The 22158-nt window shown below is 62.1% G+C and carries 17 protein-coding genes; 11 read left to right on the forward strand and 6 right to left on the reverse strand.

The window, feature by feature from the left end:
• Positions 1-46 precede the first annotated feature (46 nt).
• On the reverse strand, positions 47-1081 hold the full coding sequence (locus LVD10_RS09675; protein WP_091507849.1) for a rod shape-determining protein: 1035 nt from the start codon (positions 1079-1081) through the stop codon (positions 47-49).
• A gap of 419 nt (positions 1082-1500) precedes the next feature.
• Between LVD10_RS09675 and gatC the strand changes: the two genes are divergently transcribed.
• From gatC to cysZ, 7 genes are all read left to right on the forward strand, one after another.
• Complete coding sequence (gene gatC, locus LVD10_RS09680; protein ID WP_232941246.1) at positions 1501-1788, forward strand: Asp-tRNA(Asn)/Glu-tRNA(Gln) amidotransferase subunit GatC; 288 nt, start codon at positions 1501-1503, stop codon at positions 1786-1788.
• Positions 1789-1835: 47 nt separating this feature from the next.
• The gene (gene gatA, locus LVD10_RS09685; RefSeq protein WP_232941245.1) at positions 1836-3305 is read left to right on the forward strand and encodes an Asp-tRNA(Asn)/Glu-tRNA(Gln) amidotransferase subunit GatA; all 1470 of its coding nucleotides are present in this window, start codon (positions 1836-1838) and stop codon (positions 3303-3305) included.
• Positions 3306-4757 (forward strand): Asp-tRNA(Asn)/Glu-tRNA(Gln) amidotransferase subunit GatB, encoded by a 1452-nt coding sequence (gene gatB / locus LVD10_RS09690; protein ID WP_237063413.1) that lies wholly within the window; start codon positions 3306-3308, stop codon positions 4755-4757.
• Positions 4758-5152: 395 nt separating this feature from the next.
• Positions 5153-6841 (forward strand): AMP-binding protein, encoded by a 1689-nt coding sequence (locus LVD10_RS09695; RefSeq protein WP_237063415.1) that lies wholly within the window; start codon positions 5153-5155, stop codon positions 6839-6841.
• A 201-nt stretch (positions 6842-7042) separates the two neighbouring features.
• Positions 7043-8590, forward strand: coding sequence for an amidase (locus LVD10_RS09700; protein ID WP_237063417.1), 1548 nt, complete (start codon positions 7043-7045; stop codon positions 8588-8590).
• A gap of 59 nt (positions 8591-8649) precedes the next feature.
• Positions 8650-8949, forward strand: coding sequence for a PA4642 family protein (locus LVD10_RS09705; RefSeq protein WP_232941241.1), 300 nt, complete (start codon positions 8650-8652; stop codon positions 8947-8949).
• 24 nt (positions 8950-8973) lie between these two features.
• Positions 8974-9819, forward strand: a complete 846-nt coding sequence (gene cysZ, locus LVD10_RS09710; protein ID WP_237063419.1) for a sulfate transporter CysZ — start codon at positions 8974-8976, stop codon at positions 9817-9819.
• Positions 9820-9843: 24 nt separating this feature from the next.
• Here cysZ and LVD10_RS09715 read toward each other — a convergent pair whose 3' ends face one another.
• The 3 genes from LVD10_RS09715 to purU form a co-directional block, all read right to left on the reverse strand.
• A complete protein-coding gene (locus LVD10_RS09715) occupies positions 9844-10623 on the reverse strand; it encodes an MHYT domain-containing protein (RefSeq protein ID WP_232941239.1) in 780 nt (259 codons plus the stop codon).
• A 193-nt stretch (positions 10624-10816) separates the two neighbouring features.
• Entirely contained in the window at positions 10817-11239 is a 423-nt protein-coding gene (locus tag LVD10_RS09720) for a hypothetical protein (protein WP_232941238.1), read from the reverse strand.
• 75 nt (positions 11240-11314) lie between these two features.
• Positions 11315-12151 (reverse strand): formyltetrahydrofolate deformylase, encoded by an 837-nt coding sequence (purU, locus tag LVD10_RS09725; protein ID WP_237063421.1) that lies wholly within the window; start codon positions 12149-12151, stop codon positions 11315-11317.
• An 85-nt stretch (positions 12152-12236) separates the two neighbouring features.
• On the opposite strand from purU, the gene pepQ reads away from it, so the two are divergent.
• Positions 12237-13547, forward strand: a complete 1311-nt coding sequence (gene pepQ, locus LVD10_RS09730) for a Xaa-Pro dipeptidase (RefSeq protein WP_237063423.1) — start codon at positions 12237-12239, stop codon at positions 13545-13547.
• A 216-nt stretch (positions 13548-13763) separates the two neighbouring features.
• Entirely contained in the window at positions 13764-15809 is a 2046-nt protein-coding gene (locus LVD10_RS09735) for an amidohydrolase family protein (RefSeq protein WP_232941235.1), read from the forward strand.
• An 87-nt stretch (positions 15810-15896) separates the two neighbouring features.
• Here LVD10_RS09735 and metE read toward each other — a convergent pair whose 3' ends face one another.
• A complete protein-coding gene (gene metE / locus LVD10_RS09740) occupies positions 15897-18155 on the reverse strand; it encodes a 5-methyltetrahydropteroyltriglutamate--homocysteine S-methyltransferase (RefSeq protein ID WP_237063425.1) in 2259 nt (752 codons plus the stop codon).
• 354 nt (positions 18156-18509) lie between these two features.
• Between metE and LVD10_RS09745 the strand changes: the two genes are divergently transcribed.
• Both LVD10_RS09745 and LVD10_RS09750 read left to right on the forward strand, forming a co-directional pair.
• Entirely contained in the window at positions 18510-19448 is a 939-nt protein-coding gene (locus tag LVD10_RS09745) for a LysR family transcriptional regulator (RefSeq protein WP_237063427.1), read from the forward strand.
• A gap of 167 nt (positions 19449-19615) precedes the next feature.
• The gene (locus tag LVD10_RS09750) at positions 19616-20164 is read left to right on the forward strand and encodes a cytochrome b (RefSeq protein ID WP_237063429.1); all 549 of its coding nucleotides are present in this window, start codon (positions 19616-19618) and stop codon (positions 20162-20164) included.
• 55 nt (positions 20165-20219) lie between these two features.
• Here the strand turns inward: LVD10_RS09750 and LVD10_RS09755 are convergent, their stop codons facing one another.
• Positions 20220-21983: a DEAD/DEAH box helicase gene (locus LVD10_RS09755; RefSeq protein ID WP_237063431.1), complete on the reverse strand. Its 1764-nt coding sequence runs from the start codon at positions 21981-21983 to the stop codon at positions 20220-20222.
• Positions 21984-22158 lie beyond the last annotated feature (175 nt).

The following is a 22158-nucleotide window of genomic DNA, read 5'->3' on the forward strand; positions in this document are numbered from 1 at the left end:
CAGTTTGCTTTGTTGTTATCGATATCGGGTACAAGGGGTGCCGAACTCAGTTCGACACCAGGTACAGGCGGCTCTTGTCCATCATGTCCAGTGCCTTGCCGCCACCGCGGGCAACGCAGGTGAGGGGGTCGTCGGCGACGATCACCGGCAGGCCGGACTCTTCCATCAGCAGGCGGTCCAGGTCACGCAGCAGCGCACCGCCACCGGTCAGCACCATACCGCGCTCGGCGATATCGGAAGCCAGCTCGGGCGGGGACTGTTCCAGCGCGCTCTTAACTGCCTGCACGATACCGGTCAGGGGCTCCTGCAGGGCCTCGAGGATCTCGTCGGAATTCAGGGTGAAGCTGCGCGGCACGCCCTCGGCCAGGTTGCGGCCACGCACGTCAATCTCGCGCACCTCGCTACCGGCGTAGGCACAGCCGATCTCCTCCTTGATGCGCTCGGCAGTGGCATCGCCGATCACGCTGCCGTAGTTACGGCGCACATAGTTCACAATCGCCTCATCGAAGCGGTCACCGCCGATCCGCACGGAATCGGAGTAAACCACGCCGTTGAGGGAGATGATGGCGATCTCGGTAGTGCCACCACCGATATCCACCACCATGGAGCCGCTGGCCTCCTCCACGCGCAGGCCGGCACCGATGGCCGCAGCCATGGGCTCCTCAATCAGCCAGACCTCGCGCGCACCGGCGCCCATGGCCGATTCGCGGATCGCACGGCGTTCCACCTCGGTGGACTGGCAGGGCACACACACCAGCACCCGCGGGCTGGGGCGCATCCAGCTGTGCTCATGCACTTTCTTGATGAAGTGCTGCAGCATTTTCTCGGTGACCTGGAAATCGGCGATCACACCATCCTTGAGGGGACGAATGGCAGTGATATTGCCCGGGGTCCGGCCGAGCATGCGCTTGGCCTCGACACCGACGGCCTCGACAATTTTCTGGCCGTTGTAGTGGCGAATGGCAACGACGGAGGGTTCGTCGAGCACGACCCCGCGATCGCGCACGTAGATCAGCGTGTTGGCGGTTCCCAGGTCGATGGAGAGATCACTGGAGAACATGCCCCGCAAACGTTTAAACATGGAATTCGATTACCTTGTACTAATAGCAACGGCGCCCCGGGCGGGCGCTGTCAGCGCAGACTCAAGCATGCTGTGTAAAGCTTATTTAGTCAGCGCGAATAATTCTGAGTTCCGGGCCGCATTATCCGAAATGATCGCAGGCCCCTGGCTCTCCCGACACCCACCCGTCGGAAGCTGGCACACAGTCCACCGCCAGAATCGGCAAACTCTAACAACGGCGGGGGTTCAGGGCAAGGCTGAATCCGCCTGAATACCGCAATAGGCCGAACTGGCGCGGCCCCGCCACGCAACGTTCGGTGCCCGTTTATGAGAATCGTGGCCGCCTGTGCTAAATTTGCGTCCCTCCTGCCCCGCTTTGGAGTCCGGTTTACCGGTCACCGGGCAGTCCCCATTCCATCCAAGCTGGAGCCCCGATTGTCATGGCCGTGGACAAGCAAACCGTAGAACAGCTGGCCGAGCTGGCCCGCATCGCCATTTCAGAGGAAACCGTTGACGAGGTCGGCAAGCGCCTGGGCAATGTCCTGCAGCTGGTCGACCAGTTGCAGTCTGTGCATACCGAGGGCGTCGCGCCGATGGCCCACCCCCTCGACGAGGTACAGGTGCTGCGGCCGGATGCAGTTACCGAGCCGGACCAGCGCGAGGCCTTCCAGGAACTGGCACCCCAGGCGGAACAGGGCCTCTACCTGGTTCCCAAGGTAATCGACTGACTGATCCCTGGCCACCACCCGCAAAGAGACAACACACCGGGAATACCATGCACCAGTTAACCATCGCCGAAATCATTCGCGGCCTGCGCGAACGCGAGTTCTCCAGCGTCGAGATCACCCGCCAGTTGCTCACCCGCATCGAACAGCTGGACGGCGACCTGAACAGCTTTATCACCACCACCCCCGAGCAGGCACTGCAACAGGCCGGGGCCGCCGACCAGCGCCTGGCGGCCGGCGACGCGCCGCTCCTGTGTGGCGTGCCCATTGCCCACAAGGACATTTTCTGTACCCACGGGGTGCGCACCAGCTGCGGCTCGAAGATGCTGGACAACTTCGTGCCGCCCTACGACGCCCACGTGGTGGAACAGCTCCAGGCCGCCGGCGCGGTGAGCCTGGGCAAGACCAACATGGACGAGTTCGCCATGGGCTCCTCCAATGAAACCAGCTTCTACGGTCCGGTAAAGAACCCCTGGAACCCGGAGCATGTACCCGGCGGCTCCTCCGGCGGCTCCGCTGCGGCTGTGGCGGCACAGCTGGTACCGGGCGCCACTGCCACCGACACCGGCGGCTCCATCCGCCAGCCGGCGGCCCTGACCGGCACCACCGGCCTCAAGCCCACATACGGCCGGGTCTCCCGCTGGGGCATGATCGCCTTCGCTTCCAGCCTCGACCAGGGCGGCCCCATTGCCCGTACCGCCGAGGATGTGGCCCACCTGCTGACCGCCATGGCCGGCCACGATCGTCGCGACTCCACCAGCCTGGACCGGCCGGTGCCGGACTTTGCCGCCTCCCTCAACGACGATATCCGCGGCCTGCGAATCGGCGTGCCAAAGGAGTATTTCAGCGAGGGGCTGAACGCGGAGGCCGCGGCGCGGGTACAGGATGCCCTGAAGGAATACGAGAGACTGGGTGCGCAGCTGGTGGAAATCAGCCTGCCCCATACCCACCTGGCCGTGCCAGCCTATTACGTCATCGCACCGGCGGAGGCCTCCGCCAACCTGTCGCGCTTTGACGGCGTGCGCTATGGCTATCGCTGCGAAAACCCCGCCGACCTGCGTGACCTCTACATGCGTTCCCGCGGTGAGGGCTTCGGCGAGGAGGTCAAGCGCCGCATCCTGGTGGGCGCCTACGCCCTGTCCGCCGGCTACTACGACGCTTACTACAACAAGGCCCAGCAGGTGCGCCGCCTGATCAAGCAGGACTTTGTGCAGGCCTTCGAACAGGTGGACGTAGTGATGGGCCCAACAGCGCCCAACCCCGCTTTCCGCCTGAACGAGAAAACCGACGACCCGGTGGCCATGTACCTGGAAGATATCTACACCATTTCCGCCAACCTGGCGGGACTTCCGGCCATGTCCCTGCCCTGCGGGCAGGCAGGCGGCCTGCCGGTGGGCCTGCAGATTATCGGCAACTACCTCGACGAGGGGCGCATGCTCAACGCTGCCCACCAGTTCCAGCAGGCCACTGACTGGCACCGCGCGACCGCGCCCTTTGCACAAGCGGCAGGAGAACAGTAAATGGAATGGGAAGTCGTCATCGGGCTGGAAGTCCACGTCCAGCTCGCCACCGAATCGAAGCTCTTTTCCGGGGCCAGCACCCGCTTTGGTGCGGCGCCGAACACCCAGGCCTGCGCCATCGACCTGGCCATGCCGGGCACCCTGCCGGTGCCCAACAAGGAGGCGTTCCGCCACGCGGTGATGTTCGGCCTGGCCATGAACGCCGAGATCGGCCGGCGCTCCGTATTCGAGCGCAAGAACTATTTCTACCCGGACCTGCCCAAGGGCTACCAGACCACCCAGCTGGCGGAACCCATCGTCGGGCCCGGTGAGATCGAGATCCACCTGGAAGACGGCAGCAGCAGGAAGGTGCGCCTGCACCATGCCCATCTGGAGGAGGACGCCGGCAAGTCCCTGCACGAGGACTTTCATGGTATGTCCGGTATCGACCTGAATCGCGCCGGCACACCCCTGATCGAGATTGTCTCGGAACCGGACCTGCGCAGTGCCGCCGAGGCCGTGGCCTACCTGAAAAAGCTGCACAGCATCGTTACCTACCTGGGCATCTCCGACGGCGACATGTCCCAGGGCTCCATGCGCTGTGATGCCAATGTCTCGGTGCGCCTCAAGGGCGAGAAAGAACTTGGCACCCGCACCGAGATCAAGAACGTCAACTCCTTCCGCTTCGTGGAGCGGGCCATCAAGGTGGAGGCGGAGCGCCAGATCGACCTGCTCGAGGACGGCGGCACCGTGACCCAGGAAACACGCCTGTACGATGCCGATAAAAACGAGACGCGCTCCATGCGCAGCAAGGAAGTGGCCAACGACTACCGTTACTTCCCCTGCCCCGACCTGCTGCCGGTGGAACTGTCCGAGGACTACATCGAGCAGCTGCGCGGCGAGCTGCCGGAACTGCCGGATGCCAAGAGTGCGCGCTTTGCCAGCGAGTATGGGCTGTCCGCCTACGACGCCGACCAGCTGACCCAGGAACGCGTACTCGCGGATTACTTCGAAACCGTGGCCGGGAAATCGGGTGAGCCCAAGCTGGCCGCCAACTGGATGATGGGTGAGCTCGCAGCACTGCTGAATCGCGAGGAGAAATCCATCGGCCAGTCACCGGTCAGCGCCGAACAGCTGGCGGGCCTGATTGCGCGCATCGTGGACGGCACCATCTCCAGCAAGATTGCCAAGCAGGTGTTCGAGGCCATGGCCAATGGCGAGGGCGATGCCGACACAGTAATCGAGCAGCGTGGCCTGAAGCAGGTTTCCGATACCGGTGCGATCGAGCAAATGATCGACGAGGTAATCGCCGGCAGTGCCAAGCAGGTGGAAAATTACCGCAATGCCGACGAGGCCAAGCGCCCGAAAATGATGGGCTACTTTGTCGGCCAGGTGATGAAAGCCTCGAAGGGCCAGGCCAACCCGCAGATGATCAACAAGATCCTCAAGGACAAGCTGGACGCCCTGCTCTGATCGCCAGCCGCATTTCCCTTTACGTGGCCATGGGCCGCTCCTGCGGGTAGGACCCCGTAACCCGGGTTGACTACCATTGCCCGTAGGAGCGGCCGCTGGCCGCGACAACCCTGAGTCCGGCGCAGTGCGCTGCGCTTATTGCGCCCTACGCCCCGCCCAATGCCTGCGACTCACCCTCGCTCCATCTCGCGGCCAGCGGCCGCTCCTACGCATTGCTTTCCGGTACACACAACTTTCCGTAGAAGCGGCCCATGGCCGCAAAACACCTCCACCGAAAAACACACCCCCCACTCCGGTCACAAAAATTCGCCCCACCCTCTGGACAAAAGGGACGCAAGTCAGGAAATTAAGGACCAGCAAGCAATAACAAAGATAACAACGGAGAGATACAAGCGATGACAGAAAGGCGCCCTAGCTATACCCGCGGCGAGGCCAGCCAGCCGCTGATCGAGACGACCATCGGCGATACGCTGGATGAAACCGCCACGCGCTTCCCGGACAACGATGCCCTGGTGGTGCGCCATCAGGACATCCGCTGGAGTTACCGGGAATTCGTGCAGCAGGTGGACACCTGCGCGCGCGCCCTGCTGGCCATCGGAATCGGCAGGGGCGACCGGGTGGGAATGTGGTCCCCCAACAATGCACAGTGGACTACGCTGCAGTTCGCCACTGCCAAGATCGGCGCCATCCTGGTAAACATCAACCCCTCCTACCGCCTGCACGAACTCGAATACGCCCTCAACCATTCCCAGGCCCGCATGCTGGTGATCGCCGAGCAGTTCAAAGCCTCCGACTACACAGGCATGCTCTATGAGCTGGCACCGGAGCTGAAGACCTCGCCCGCCGGGAAACTGCGCTCCGCCAGGCTGCCGCACCTGGAGATCGTGGTGAACCTGGCCGGCAATGTCCACGACGGCATGTGGCGCTGGGATGACCTGCTGCTGGAATCATCGCAGGTCGATCAAGCCCGGCTGGCAGGGGTCCAGGCGTCACTGCACTGCGAAGACGCCATCAATATCCAGTACACCTCCGGCACCACCGGTTTCCCCAAGGGCGCCACCCTGTCCCATCGCAATATCCTCAATAACGGCTTTTTCGTCGCCGAGAGCATGGGACTCACCGAGCGCGACCGGCTGGTAATCCCGGTGCCGCTGTACCACTGCTTCGGCATGGTGATGGGCAACCTGGGCTGTGTCACCCACGGCGCCACCATGATCTACCCGGGGGAGGCTTTCGAGGCGAAAGCGGTCCTGGAGACAGTGGCGGAAGAACGCGCCACCGCCCTCTACGGCGTCCCCACCATGTTTATTGCCGAACTGGACCATCCGGACTTTGCCCACTACGACCTCAGCTCCCTGCGCACCGGCATCATGGCCGGCTCCATCTGCCCCGCCGAGGTGATGAAGGCGGTCAATCACAAAATGCATATGCAGGATGTGCAGATCGCCTACGGCATGACCGAAACCAGCCCGGTGTCGACCCAGACCGCCGCCGACGATCCCTTCGACAAGCGCGTCACCACGGTCGGCCGCACCCAGCCCCACCTGGAATCCAAAATCATCGACCCCGCATCCGGCGAGACCCTGCCCCGTGGCGAGGTGGGCGAGCTGTGTACCCGTGGCTACAGCGTGATGCTGGGCTACTGGAACAACGAGGAAGCCTCCCGCAACGCCATCGACAGCGACAAATGGATGCGTACCGGCGACCTGGCCACCATGGACGAGGATGGCTATATCCAGATAGTCGGGCGCATCAAGGATATGGTGATCCGCGGGGGCGAGAATATTTACCCGAAAGAGGTGGAGGAATTCCTCTACACTCACCCGGCGATCGCCGATGTGCAGGTGACCGGTGTCCCCGACAGGAAATACGGTGAGGAGCTTGTCGCCTGGGTCCAGCTGCGCGCCGATGCCGGCGAGGTAACCGAGGAGGAATTGCGCGAGTTCTGCAGGGGCAAGATCACCCACTTCAAGATTCCGCGCTATTTCCGCTTTACCGACAGCTTCCCGATGACCGTCACCGGCAAGATACAGAAATTCCGCATGCGGGAGATTTCCATCAGGGAACTGGGCCTAGAGGCCTGACACTTACAGGGCGCGGCCAGTGTCCGCGCCCTGCCCCTGGCCATTGCCGCCCCCCTGCAATTCCTGTAGCCCCCACCAATAGCCCACACCAACAGCCCCGTACCCTTCGCCGGCTGCGATTCTCGGGTAGTATGGGTTTTTACTGCGGCCAGCCTGCCGGCGGGACAGCCGCGGAAACCAGTTCCCGAATACAGGTGCACCATGAAAACCATAACAAGAGTCATCTTCTTCACCATTGCCGCCCTGGTGACACTGGCAGCAACGCCGCTGTCCGCGAATGACTTCCCCTCCTTAAGCGACCTGCGCACGGCCCTGGAGAGCGGTGAGAAAACCTCAGCCCAGCTGGTGCGTGAATACCGTCACCGGATCGAGAGCTACAATGAGCGCCTCAACGCGGTGACCCAGTTGAGTGACAACGCGCTGCAGGAGGCCGAACGGCTCGATCGCCTGCGCAGTGCGGGTACCGTACTCGGGCCACTACATGGTATTCCGGTGCTGCTCAAGGACAATATCGATACCGGCGACGGCATGGCCAACACTGCAGGCTCCTGGCTGCTGCGGGAGAACATCCCCGCAGACGATGCCTTCCTGGTGCGATCCCTGCGCAAGCAGGGCGCCATCATCCTGGGCAAGGCCAACCTGAGTGAGTGGGCCAACTTCCGCTCCACCTCCTCCTCCAGCGGCTGGAGTGCTGTCGGCGGCCAGACACGCAACCCCTACGACCTGAGTCGCTCGCCCTGCGGCTCCAGCTCCGGCTCCGCCGTTGCGGTGGCGGCCGGCCTGGTACCGCTCGCCGTAGGCACGGAAACAGACGGCTCGGTAACCTGCCCCGCCGCGATCAACGGGGTGGTGGGCATCAAGCCCACCCTGGGGCTGGTCAGTCGCGACGGCATAATCCCCATATCAGCCCACCAGGACACCGCCGGGCCCATGGCCACCACCGTCGAGGGTGCGGTCGCGCTACTGGATGCGATGGTAGGTGAGGACCCGGGCGACCCCGGCAGCATCCCCGCGCGCGGCCCCTACCGCCGGCACCTGAACGCGAACGGCCTCGAGGGGCTGCGTATCGGGATCGTCCGCAACCTCACCGGCTACAGCCCCAAGACGGACGCTGTCTTTGAGCAGGCTCTGGAAACCCTGCGCGCACAGGGCGCCACCCTGGTCGACAATACCAATATCGACACCCTGGGCGACATACATGCGAAGGAGTTTGACCTGCTGGCGTGGGAGTTCAGGGATGCCCTGGCCGAGTACCTGGAAACCACGCCGGTCAAGGCCAGGTCACTGGATGCCCTGGTGGCGGCCAACAAGCGCGCACGGGACCGGGAGCTACAGCACTTTGGCCAGGAAATTTTCATCAAGGCACAGGAATCCCGCGGCCGCCAGGAACCGGGTTTTGCCGAGGAGGTGGCACGACTCAAGACACTGGCCGGGGAACAGGGTATCGATGCCCTGCTCAAGGAACACGACCTGGACCTGCTGGTGGCGCCCACCACCAGTCCGGCCTGGAAGATTGACCTGGTCAACGGCGACCACTACCTGGGCTCGGCATCCACACCGGCCGCGGTTGCTGGCTATCCCCACATCACTGTGCCGATGGGCTTTGTCCGCCACCTGCCGGTGGGCCTCTCGTTCTTCTCCGGTGCCAACCGGGAGGACATCCTGATTGCGGCTGCGTACAATTATGAACAGGCCAGCGGGGCGCGCCGGGCACCGGAAATTCCGGCAGGAACCCCGCGAGGCGAATAGCCCGGGCGGTACTGCACCCGCCCCACCCGATCCAACATGCACCAACTAAGGAACAGATTGTGACCCTGAAGAAAGACAAGCAGAAAGTCCTCGGTGAGGTATTCGATGAAGAGCGTATTGCCGGGTTTCTTGAGGGCGAGGCACCGGAAGGCATGGAGCGGGATTTCTACCTGCTGGAGCGAGCCTACCGGGGTATGAAAGCGGAAAGCTTCGCCACCTTCGTGCGCCTGTTCCGGGAGCAGGACCGCAACCTGGACAGTGTCGGCCCCGACGGCAAAACGCTGCTGCAAAAAGTGGCCGGCCATCGCCAGAGTGAAGAGTACGCGCACATCCTGCGCGATGCCGGCGCGGTCGAATAAGTCACAGGCAACAGGGAACACCCGATGACTTCCAATCCCACCCATGGTGTCGACGCACTGATCCAGGGGGCACGCCTGTTGGGACGGCGCGAGCTGCGGCCATTTATCATCGTGCCACTACTGATCAACCTGGTCCTGTTTATCGCCCTCACCGCCGTCATGCTGTCGCAGCTGGGCGGACTGTCGGACTACCTCGGCAGCCTGCTGGCACACGAGCCGGTCGACACCGAGAACATGTCCTGGTGGCGGGCGATACTGGCGCAAGGTGCCGCCTGGGCGGCCAATGTTTTCCAGTGGCTGGCGTGGCTGATCGCCATTGCCGTGGTGATCCTCTTCCTCTTCGTGTACGGCTACCTGTTCGGCATTATCACCAATATCATTGCCGCACCGTTTAACGGTTTCCTGGCGGAAAAGGTCGAGGAGCTGCTCACCGGCCAGGCGCCACCGGCAGAGCCGATGGTAAGCATGGTATGGCGCACTATCGGCCGCGAACTGCGCAAGCTGATGTACTTTGTCGGCTGGGGCCTGGTGATCTTTGTCATCGCCATGCTCACCAGCTGGACGGTGTTTATCCCGGCGATCCTGGGCGGGCTCTGGGGTGCCTGGTGCATGGCGATCCAGTACGTCGACTACCCGCTGGATAACCACCAGCGTCCCTTCGACGAACTGAAGAGTGTGCTGCTGCGACGCAAACTTTCCAGCCTCAGTTTTGGTGGAGCGGTGATGCTGGCCAAGATGGTGCCGGTCCTGAACATCTTCGTGATGCCGGCGGCCGTGGCGGGGGGCACGGTCCTGTGGGTGGATCGCCTGCGACGCCACGGCGACCCCGGTGCCGACCGCCTGCTTACCGATGAGGGCAGGCACCCCTGAAATCTGCATACCGGCCCGCGTTACTCAGGTGCCCACAAAGGCCGCCATCGGGCGCCGGTGGTACCAGCGGGCCGCCAGTACACTGGAAACCAGCACCATCAGGGTCACCACGCCGGCGGTTATCCCCAGGTATTCCGAGGTAATCGAGCCGGCTATTCCCGGCTCGGGCATCACCCCGGTGGGCTGGTAACTGGCCGCCGCCATCCCGGTATAATGCATCCCGCACACCGCTACCGCCATCACCAGCGAACTGCCGATTTTCTGCCAGCGACCGCGCATCACAAACGCCATCCACAGCGCGGCATAGGCTGCGACCACCGCAATCACTACGGAAATGATCATGATATTGAGGTCATACTTGATGCTGGCCGGCATCAGCATGGCCTCCATGCCCGAATAGTGCATACCTGCCACCCCTGCCCCCATAAATACCGAGGCCGGGATCAGCCGGTCAAACATAAATTTACCCGTGCCGACAATCGCCAGTCCCAGGGCGCATGCCGCCACCGCCACCAGCACGGAGCCGATAGTGCCGGCCACATCATAGGCCATGGGCATTTCGGTCTGCAGGGCCAGCATGCCGACAAAGTGCATCGACCAGATGGCCCCGCCCCCCATCGCCAGCCCCGCCACCAGGATGGCGCGACGCCGGTCATTCCCTGTCACCGCCTCGGGTATGGCGGTCACCAGCTGCAATGCGGCGAAGGAACCAAGGGCGGAGATAAGGTAAGAGAGCAACACCAGCAGGGGATCGTATTCGGTGGACATGGCAGCCTCATTGTCATTATTGGGTCGCATGGCCATTGTCGGGCCATTTCCAGAGACTACGGCCACCAATGTGAAACAGATCACACAGCATCAACAGACTTCAATGAGGAAAGTGCCACTAATCGCCTGTGGGGGCGGCCGCTGGCCGTGACAGGAAAGGCGGGATGAGGGACAGGCCGGGGAGCAGCGCTCACTGGCACGGCGGGGCGTGTAAGCCGGGGCAGGAAATTCAGGCGCTGACGCCGTCCCGGCATTCACCCCGCACTTCACCACCGAAAGCGTGCTCGGTGCGCTCAAGCTCGAAGAAGCCATCGCGACAGAATCCGGTCTCGGCCAGCTTCTGCTGCAACATGCGGTCGAATTGCAGGCGATCACTGAGCGGCCGCACCCGGTTGCGCGGCTGCTGGATCATGCCCTGCTGGGCCATGCGGCTGCGATTCACCCCGCTGGCAGTCGCCGGCCGGGGGATGTCATTGCGCATCACCTCAAGTGAGTAGGTGAACCGCTTGGCGCCATTGCGGGCAATCTCCGTATGGAAGGATTCTTTCAGGCCCGGCACTGGCAAGGAGCGCTCGCTGGCACAGGCTGCGGCCAGTAGCGGTACCAGCAGGAGCAGGGAACGGCGCACCAGGCGGTTGTCCTTTTTCTTCATACTGTGGATTCCCAAACCGTAAAACGACCAGGTACCTGTGGACAGGCCCGTGCGGGCCACCAGGACAGGGACCGGTTACTTGAAGACTACCGTTTTATTGCCGTGAATAAAAACCCGCTCTTGCAGCACCAGCTGCAGGGCCCGGCTCAGCACCGACTTCTCCACATCACGCCCTGCCGCCGCCATGCCATCGGCAGAATAGGCGTGGTCCACATGAATCACATCCTGCTCGATGATGGGCCCCTCATCCAGGTCGTCGGTGACAAAGTGGGCGGTGGCGCCGATGATCTTCACCCCGCGCTCGAAAGCCTGCTGGTAGGGCCGCGCCCCGATAAACGCCGGCAGGAAGGAGTGGTGGATATTGATAATGCGACCGCGATAGCGGGCGACAAAGTCCGGCGTCAGCACCCGCATATACTTGGCCAGCACCAGGTAATCCGGACCGTAGCTGTCCACCAGCTGCACCACCTGTTCTTCATGCTGGTTGCGCTCCAGCCCGCCTGCAGGCAGGCAGTGGAAGGGGATATTGAACTTCTCCACCAGGGCGCCCAGGTCCGGGTGATTGCCAATCACCGCGGCGATCTCCACATCCAGTGCTCCGGCATAGCACTTCATCAGGATATCCCCCAGGCAGTGGGGCTCGCGGGTGACCATCAGTACCAGGCGCTTGCGCCCGCTGGGAACCAGCTTCCGTACCGCACCCGCCGGCAGCGCCATATCCAGGTCTTCCAGCAGGGTGGAGTCGTTGAAATTGCCCTCCAGTGCGGTGCGCATAAAGAAGCGCCCCTGCACCCGGTCCACATATTCATCGTTCTTGATGATATTGAGCTGGTGCTTGTAGCAGATGTTGGTGATTTTCGCGATCAATCCCTTGGCATCCGGGCAATCGGTTAGCAGTATCTTCTTTTCCATGGTCGAAATTCAGGCCAAATATCCAGTGCAGAGACTATACACTACCGGGTTAACGTGAATCACACCTTGCTCACCAGGGAGAACCATGGACAAGAAACTCTACGCCACGCATATGGCCACGCTCCGCCAGCGCTATGACAGCATCCTGGAGGAAACCGGCTTTGACACCCTGAACGTATTGAGTGGCCGGCCCAAGGTGCAATTCCTGGACGACAACTACTACCCGTTTCGCGTCAACCCGCAGTTCAAGGCCCTGGTGCCGGTCACCGATAACCCCCACAGCTGGGTCATCTACCGCCGCGGGCAGAAGCCGAAACTGCTCTTTTATCGCCCGGTGGACTTCTGGCACTACGTGCCGCCGGCGCCGCAGACCTTCTGGAGTGACGAGTACGAGATCGAGTTGCTGAGCAAGCCCGATGAGGCGAAACAGTTCCTGGATGCCAGTAATGCCGCCTTTATCGGCGAAACCGACGGGGTGGAAGACTGGAGTATCGGTACCGCCAACCCGGAAGAATTGCTGGCACGGCTGCACTGGGCGCGGGCTTACAAGACACCCTATGAGATGACCTGCCTGCGGGAAGCCAACCGTATCGCAGTGCGGGCCCACCGCGCCGCCGTGGCAGCCTTCCGCGATGGCGCCAGCGAGTTCGAGATCAACCTGGCCTACCTGAACGCTGCCGGCCAGGGCGAGAACCAGATGCCCTACGGCAATATTGTCGGCCTCAATGAACACGCCGCAATCCTGCACTACACCCACCTGTCCACCGAGCGCCTGCCGGAAGCGGAGCGCCGCAGCTTCCTGATTGATGCTGGTGCCGACTGCAACGGTTTCTGTGCGGACATCACCCGCAGCTATGCCTACCGCGACGGCGAGTACGCCGAGCTGGTGGCGGCCATGCACGAAAAAGAACAGGAGCTGGTGGCCGGCCTCAAGCCCGGCGTCCCCTACCCGGACCTGCATCGCGACTGCCACCAGAAAATTGGTGAGCTACTGGAGCAGTTCGGGGTGATCAAGTGCTCCGCCGGCGCCGCCGCTGAATCAGGCCTCACCGCCACCTTCATGCCCCACGGCCTGGGCCACTTCCTGGGCCTGCAGGTACACGATGTGGGCGGCCACCAGAGCGCACCGGAGGGAGGCACCACCCCACCACCGGAAAAATACCCGTTCCTGCGCACGACCCGCATCGTGGAAGCCAACCAGGTCTTCACCATCGAGCCCGGCCTGTACTTTATCGACAGCCTGCTGGGCGACCTGAAGGACACCGGGCTGGCCGCCGAGGTGCACTGGGACAAAGTGGAGGAGCTGCGCCCCTTCGGCGGCGTGCGCATCGAGGACAACGTAGTCGTGCACGAGGATCGTGTCGAGAATATGACACGGGACTGTTACGGCGAGTAAGGAGCTGTATCGCGCGGAGCCCGGGCTCCGCGCGTCCTCCCGCACAATTCCCAGCCTTCATTCACTTTCATCGCCCCGCCTGGCCCACTCAGGCATGAAAAGCAGAACTTCTGGCACGCCTTTCTTTCCTGTAAGAGAAAGTATTCCCCCTCGCTTGCCTTCCCGGTAGAAAAATTTCAATCTTGACCCGCCAATAAAAGCAAAGGGTCCAGGACCATGAAAATTCCAGCTTTTACCGCGCTCCTGGCCGCTGCCCTGCTGGGCGCAGCGAGCCAAGTGCACGCAGATGTCATCGAGTATGTTATCTACAACAAGGAAGGTATTGCCGGCACCAGCACAATTGAACGGGATGGCGAACAGGTTTCCGGAAAGCTCAAGCTGGGTTGGAACAACCGGCGACTGGAGCTCAGGGAGGAATTCACCGTCGGTACCGGCGCCATGCCGGAGCAGCTCCACATCGAGGGTATCAGCCCCTTTGGCGCGCCGGTCGACGAAACCTTCTCACTCCAGGATGGCGTAGCCAACTGGAACAGCACCGACGAGCGCGGCAGCGCCAAATCCCCCTCGCCCCAGTTTTTCATCCCCAAGAGCACGTCCCTTGGTGTACAGAACCAGCTGGTTAAGGCCCTGCTCGAAGACGGGGACCGAACTGTTGACCTCCTGCCGCAGGGCCAGGCCCGGCTGAATGAACTGGACCAGCTCACCCTGGCCGAGGGAGACCGGGAGCAGAAGCTTTACCTGTACGGCATTTCCGGCCTCGGCCTGACCCCGGAACTGGCCTGGTATGACGACCAGGGGGACCTATTCGCACTCGACGATGGTGGCTGGTTCGCAATCCTGCGCAAGGGCTGGGACAAGTCCCACCTGGAACAGCTCAAGGAGCGCCAGATTCGCGCCGCGGATCACTACCTCCAGGAGCTGTCAGGCAAGCTCACACTGAAATCCGACACCCCCATCCTGATCAGCAATGTTGACCTTGTTGATGTGGAAGCGGGCCAGCTTCGCAAGGGAAAGCATGTCCTGGTCGAGAATGGCAAGATCAGCCGCATCAGTAACACACCAATACGCATACCAGGCATTACCCGTATCAATGCCAGGGGCATGACCCTGATGCCCGGGCTCTGGGATATGCACGGCCACCTGTCGCCGCAGGACGGCGTGCTGAATATGGCCGCCGGCGTGATCAACGTCCGTGATATCGGCAACACCCATGAAAACATCATGCGGATCGAGAAACTGTACGATTCCGGCAAGGTAATTGGCGGGGATGTGTATCGCGCCGGCTTTATGGACCGTGACAGCGAGAATGCCATGCGCATGGGCAAGACTGCCTCCAGTCTTGAACACGCGAAGGAAATAGTCGACTGGTATGCCGATCGCGGCTATATGCAGATCAAGACCTACAGCTCCATGGAGCCCGAGTGGATAGCGCCCCTCGCCGAGTATATCCACAGCAAGGGATTGCGACTGTCAGGGCATATTCCCGCGTTTATGACCGCGGAGGAAGCGGTGGATGCGGGCTTTGACGAAATCCAGCATATCAACATGCTGTTCCTCAACTTCATGGGCTCAATCGACACCCGCAAGAAATTACGCTTTACCGAAGTAGGTGAGCACGCCCACGAGCTCGACCTGGAAAGTGAGGAGGTCGCAGCATTCCTGGACAAGCTCGCCCACAAGGGCACGGTGGTGGATGCAACCACAACAGTATTCAGTTCGATGCTGCTGCGCCAGCCGGGCAAAATGGATCCGGAATACGCGAACATCGCCGATAACCTGCCCATCAATGTGCGCCGAAACTTTATCGGCGCCGAGCTCGATGTAAAACCTGAACATCGCCATGATTATGACCTGTCCGCACAGGCCCTGCTGGAGATGATGCGCAAACTGCACGAGCACAAGGTCCCCATGGTGGCGGGCACCGACGGACTGCCGGGCTTTACCCTGCTACGCGAGCTGGAACTCTATGCCAAGGCCGGCATTCCCAATGCCGATGTGCTGCGCACTGCTACCGTAAATCCAGCGAAGGTGGTGGGCAAGCTCCAGACCAATGGCACCATCTCGGTGGGCAAGGACGCCGACCTGGTATTGCTCGACGGCAACCCCCTGGAAGATATCAGTGCACTGCGGCGCACGGCGCTGGTGATCGAGGGACAGAACCTCTATCGCCCGGACGAGCTCTATCGGGCCATGGGCATCAAGCCCTTCCACGAGTCGATTCCGGTGCGGCTAGGTGGTGCTGTGGATATCGCCACCAACTAGTTTTAGCCACTTCCACCAGGACGGGCGGGCCGCCGGCCCGCCCGCTCCCCCGCGGCCAGAGATTACGCCACAGGGCCGTTGGCACTTTTACGCGAGGTCTTTCACCTCAAGTTGCGCCCGCACTGTCCGCGCTGCCTCAACCATGTTCAAAAGCGACGTCCCCACCTCGGCCCAGTCACGGGTTTTCAGGCCACAGTCCGGGTTAACCCACAGCTTTTCCGGCGGGATTACCGCCACCAGTTTCTGCAATCGGTCCACCAGCTCCTGCCGCTCCGGTATATTGGGAGAATGGATATCGTAAATGCCAGGCCCGATTTCATTCGGGTAGCCGCCATTGGCACCGGCGAAAGCCTCCAGCAACCGCAGGTCTGAGCGGGCCGACTCGATGGTGATGACATCCGCATCCAGCGCCACAATCGCGTCCATAATGGTGTTGAAATTGCTGTAACACATATGGGTGTGGATCTGGGTTTCCGGCTTTACCGTCGCACAGGTAAAGCGGAAACACCCCACAGCCCAGTCAAAGTAGGACCGGTGATCGGACTCGCGCAACGGCACACCCTCGCGCAGGGCAGGCTCGTCGATCTGGATAATGCCGATGCCCGCCTTTTCCAGGTCCAGCACCTCCTCGCGCAGTGCGCGGGCAATCTGCAGGCAACTTTCACCGCGCGGGATATCCTCCCGCGGGAAGGACCAGTTGAGGATGGTCACCGGGCCGGTCAGCATGCCCTTCACCGCCTTTTTCGTCAGCGACTGAGCATAGCGACTCCACTCCACAGTCATGGGGCTGGGGCGGGAAATATCGCCGAAGATAATCGGCGGTTTGACACAGCGGGAGCCATAACTCTGCACCCAGCCATTGCCAGTGTGGACAAAACCGTCCAGCTGCTCGCCGAAGTACTCCACCATGTCATTGCGCTCAGCCTCACCGTGCACCAGCACATCCAGGCCCAGGATTTCCTGGCGACGCACCGCCTCGGCAATTTCCGCGCGCAGGTGATCCAGGTATTCCTGTCGGCTGATATCTCCCGCACGGTACTGTCGGCGAATCTGGCGCAACAGGTCAGTCTGCGGAAAAGAGCCGATGGTGGTGGTGGGTAACAGGGGAAGCTGCCAGCGCCGGGCCTGCAGTGGCGCGCGCTCGCTATATGGCTGCGCGCGCCAGGTGTTCTCCAGCCCTGCCGGCACATGGGCTTCCCCACCGCCAATGCTCGCACCCGCGGCCGCATCACCCGATGTAACCGGCTCACCCGAATGCAGGGCCTCCTGCAGCTGGCGCAGCTCGTCGAGCTTCTGCCGCGCATAGGCGAGCCGTTGGCTCTGCTCAACCGGCAGTGCCTTTTCCGTGTCCAGGTCCACCGGGCAGTGCAACAGGGAGCAGCTGGCAGACAGCCACAGGTTATCCCCCAACTCCCGCGCCAACGGGGCCAGCCGGCCCTGCCAGCCAACGAGGTCAGCCCGCCAGATATTGCGGCCGTTTACCAGCCCCACTGAAAGCACCTGTCCGCCGCTGCGGGCGGCAACCGCCTGGCCGACCTCTTCCGGTGCCCGTACCGCATCGATATGAACCCCCTGCACCGGCAGGCCGAAGGCCAGCGACAGGTTTTCCCGCAGTGGGGAGAAATACGTGGCCAGCAGTTTTTTCGGGCCCTGCCCTTCAGCCAGCGCTGCGTAGGCCGGCGTAAAGGCATCGCGCCAATCCCCCGGCAGGTCCAGACCCAGGATCGGTTCATCCAGCTGTACCCATTCCACGCCGGCCTCTGCCAGCTGCTGCAATAGCTGCCGGTACAGGGGCAGCAGTCGTGGCAAAAGTTCCAGCCGGTCCCCGGCCGCACGCCCCAACCACAGGTAAGTGAGCGGCCCGATCACCACGGGTTTCGGTTGAAAGCCCAGGTCACGGGCCTCTGCCACCTCCGCCAGCAACCACTCACTGTCGAGCGAAAACTGCTGCCCGGCCTCGAACTCCGGCACCAGGTAGTGGTAATTGGTATCAAACCATTTCGTCATGGCGCTGGCAGCCACCGGCTCGCCACCCGGTGCACGGCCACGCGCCATACGGAAGTACTGGTCAAGCTTGCTGTCCGCCGCACCCACGGTAAATCGCTGTGGCACAACGCCGAACATCAGGGAGTGATTCAGTACCTGGTCATACCAGGCGAAATCCCCCACGGTTACCTGGCCCAGGCCTGCCTCGGCCTGCACCTCCCAGTTCCCGCGACGTACCACTGCCCCGGCTTCCAGTAGCTGTTCCTGCGCCACCTCTCCACGCCAGTAGGCTTCCAGTGCCCGCTTCAGCTCGCGATTGGCGCCAATGCGCGGATAACCGAGAATATGTGTCTGTGCCATTACGTTTCCCTCATGTGCTTGTTCTTTTGCCATTCGCTGATACTTACTCTTGCCGTCATCACGGCAGTGAGCCTGCATCTGCCCGGGCGCACACAAGGTGCGCCCCTACATGCCCCGCTCTGTTTCCCTCTGTTCCGGCAAATCCCCTGAACTTCGTGATCCCGGCTCGAGCCGGGTGACGAGGGCGGGAGAGTCATCTTGCCGGGAAAGCCGGACCCATCGCGGCCATTGGCCATAGCGAAGCGCCCTGTAGCCGGCCATCAGCCGAGGCGCGAAACCGAGGGTTGATTCTGCGATCCATGTGATATTCAATCAATTTCATATTTCTTGCCTAGAACATGAATATTTCTAAAGATGATTGAATTACGCCAGCTAAAGGCCCTGACGGTGCTGCGGGAGACCGGCAGCATGGTTCGCGCTGCGGAGCGAATGCACCTGACCCAGTCCGCCCTCTCCCACCTGTTCCGGGAGATGGAAGACCGCCACGAACAGGCGCTGTTTGTGCGCAAATCCCGGCCGCTGCGCTTTACCAGCGCCGGCCTGCGCCTGCTGCAACTGGCGGACGATGTGCTGCCACGGGTGGCAGTGGCGCAGCGGGACCTGGCCCGGCTGGCCTCGGGCCAGGCAGGGCGGCTCAATATCGCCATCGAGTGCCACAGCTGTTACCAATGGCTGATGCCTACTCTGGACACCTACCGGGACAACTGGCCCGAGGTGGAACTGGACCTGTCCAGTGGCTTTCACTTCGCCCCGTTGCCGGCCCTGACCCGGGGAGACCTGGACCTGGTGGTAACCTCCAACCCGGACCCGGAGCTCCAGGGCATCCACTACGCCCCGCTGTTCAGTTTCGAAATGGTGCTGGCCGCCAGTCGCAAGCACCCGCTGGCGGCAAAGAAGTGGGTGACGCCGGAAGACCTGGCCGGCGAAGTGCAGATCACCTATCCCGTGGAGCGTGAGCGGCTGGATATTTTCCAGCACTTCCTGGATCCCGCCGGTGTGGAGCCGGCAGATGTGCGCACGGCTGAGCTCACGGTAATGATGGTGCAGCTGGCGGTCAGCGGCCGCGGTATCTGCGCCCTGCCCAACTGGGCCCTGCACGAATACCTGCAAAAAGGCCTGATTGCACAGCTACGCCTGGGAGAACAGGGTTTGTGGAGCACGCTCTACGCGGCAGTCAGGGAAGAGATGCTGGGGCAGGCCTATCTGGCGGACTTTCTGCAAACCGCAAGGGATACCTGCTTTGCCAACCTGAACGGTGTTCGCGCTGCAGAAAACGGGGGGCACAGCCTTTAAACGAGAATCGCAAGCAGAACTACTGGGAAGAACAGTAATCAGGGGCTGGAAGCATAGGGGAGGCAGCAACGTCCTGGACCACCTGTCGACCGACAGGGGATTCACGCGGAAGTAGAAAACACGGTAATCTTTCACAAAGACTAAACCGGTATTCAGGGAGAGATATTATGACCGACACCATCCCCCAGAAATGGCACCCCTTGAGCCGTGGACTCCACTGGCTGATCGCCATCCTGTTCCTGTGCGCCTGGGCTTCGGTCGAACTTCACGAAGGGTACGACAAGGAAGATCCCATGCGTAGCTGGTGGATGGTGCTGCATTTCTCGATCGGGCTGAGTGTGCTGGTGTTCGCGATCGCCCGCATCTACTTCCGGGCCATCTACCCCCGCCCGGAACTCTACGGCGGGCGCTGGCAACGCAAGCTCTCACAGCTTGTGGAAAGCCTTTTCTACGTCATCATGCTGGCCATGCCGATCACCGGGATGGCCATGCGGCAATTCGCCGGCAAGGAAACCACGGTTTTCTGGCTATTTGAAATACCCACACTGGTAGAAGAGAACAGCGACATCGCCAAGCAACTGGCCTTCTTTCACAAGGAGCTGATCTGGAACGCCTTCCTGGTGCTGCTGGTGCTGCATATTGCCGGCGCCCTGTGGCATCACTTCGGCAAGCGGGACGGGACGCTGCGGCATATGTTGCCGTGGGGAAAGAGCTGACAATTCTTACTGGCGCAGCCCGGCCATAAAGCCGGGACTGCGCAGCAACAACGGATTACTGTTTTCTCTTACGGGGCTTGTCCGCGGTTTTGGGGCCGGACTTGGGCTTGGGCTTGGGCTTGCGCTTGCTCTGCGCCGGCTTGTCGCTAAACCGTGAAATTCGCATCTCCCGGCCTGCCACACGCACTTTTTTCAGATGACTGAAAATCTCCTTGGGCATGCCCTCGGGCAGGTCCACGGTGGTGTATTCCGGGTAGATTTCAATGCGACCGATGTAGGAACTATCCAGGTCCACTTCATTGGCAATAGCACCGACGATGTTACCCGGCTTGACGCCGGCCTCGCGGCCCACCTCGATACGGAACCGTTCCATCCCCTCATCCGGCGGCGGCATTTTCTTGTCTTTTTCGTAGCCACCCTGCTTGCGGCCGCGGCTCTCGAAATCGCCATCCCGTTCGCGGCGCTCGCGCTTCTCGCGCGGCTTGAATTCCTGCTCCTTGACCAGCAGCGGCTGGTCACCCTGGGCCATGGCGGCCAGGGCAGCAGCCAGGTCCAGCGGGTCCACCTCGTTCATCTCCAGGTACTTCTCCGCCAGCAGGCGATACGGCGCCAGGTCGATATCACCGTCGAGCGTCCCGGTGATACGGTCGCGGAAGCGCTGCATGCGCGCGTCGTTCACCGCGGCGGCGCTGGGCAGCTCCAGCTGCTCGATAGTCTTCTTGGTGGCACGCTCGATCGTGCGCAGCATCCGCCGCTCACGTGGGGCCACGAACAGGATGGCATCACCCTCGCGGCCAGCGCGGCCGGTACGGCCGATGCGATGGATATAGGCCTCAGCATCGTAAGGGATGTCATAGTTGATGACATGACTGATCCGCGCCACGTCCAGGCCGCGCGCAGCCACGTCGGTGGCCACCACGATATCCAGCTTTTTCTTTTTCAGCTTGTCGATCACCGCCTCGCGCAGGTTCTGTGCCATGTCGCCGTTCAGGGCGGCACTGGCGAACCCTCTCGCGGCCAGCTTGTCGGCCAGCTCCACGGTGCTGTTCTTGGTGCGCACGAAGATGATGGTGGCATCCACCGGCTCTGCTTCCAGGATACGGGTCAACGCGTCCAGCTTGTGCAGGCCACCCACCGGCCAGTAGCGCTGGCGGATGGTCTCCGCGGTCTCGGTCTTGACGCGGATCTTCACCTCTACCGGCTCGCGCAGGTACTCGCGGGCAATGCGGGCAATCTCTTTGGGCATGGTGGCGGAGAAGAGCGCGATCTGGCGCTGCTCGGGAATCTGCTCCAGCACCCATTGCACGTCGTCGATAAAGCCCATGCGCAGCATTTCGTCGGCTTCATCGAGGACCAGGGTCTTCAGGTTGGACAGGTCCAGGCTGCCGCGGCGCATATGGTCCATGACCCGGCCCGGGGTTCCCACTACCAGCTGCACACCGCGCTTGAGCTGCAGCATCTGGCCGCGGTAATCGGCGCCACCGTAAATGGGGGCCACATGGAAGCCTTTCAGCTTCTGGGCGTAGGACTGGCAGGCCTCGGCTACCTGGATGGCCAGTTCGCGGGTGGGCGCCAGCACCAGCGCCTGGGGGCGGCGGTCCTTCAGGTCCAGCTGCGCCAGCAGCGGCAGCGCGAAGGCCGCGGTCTTGCCGGTGCCGGTCTGCGCCTGCCCCAGCACATCGTGGCCGGCCAGTAATGAGGGAATAGTCTGCGCCTGGATCGGCGACGGGGTTTCATAGCCCAGGGACTGCACGGCACTGAGGATTTCGGACGGCAAGTCCAGCTGGTCAAAGCCAATCGGCTCGGGGGTATCGGTCATTTTGGAATTCACTTGAATCTACATAGGGGGGCCAGGCGTGGCCAGGTTCCCGGTGGGATAACCATAGCGCACAGCCGCACATTGCTGGGCAGGCGAAAAAGCCCATTAATAGCAACCCGCTATCTTCAAGCTTATTCAACGCAGTACAGGGGCCTTTGGCGAGGAGGTCTGTTAC

The organism is Microbulbifer zhoushanensis (genome assembly GCF_021729055.1).
Taxonomy (GTDB): Bacteria; Pseudomonadota; Gammaproteobacteria; order Pseudomonadales; family Cellvibrionaceae; genus Microbulbifer; species Microbulbifer zhoushanensis.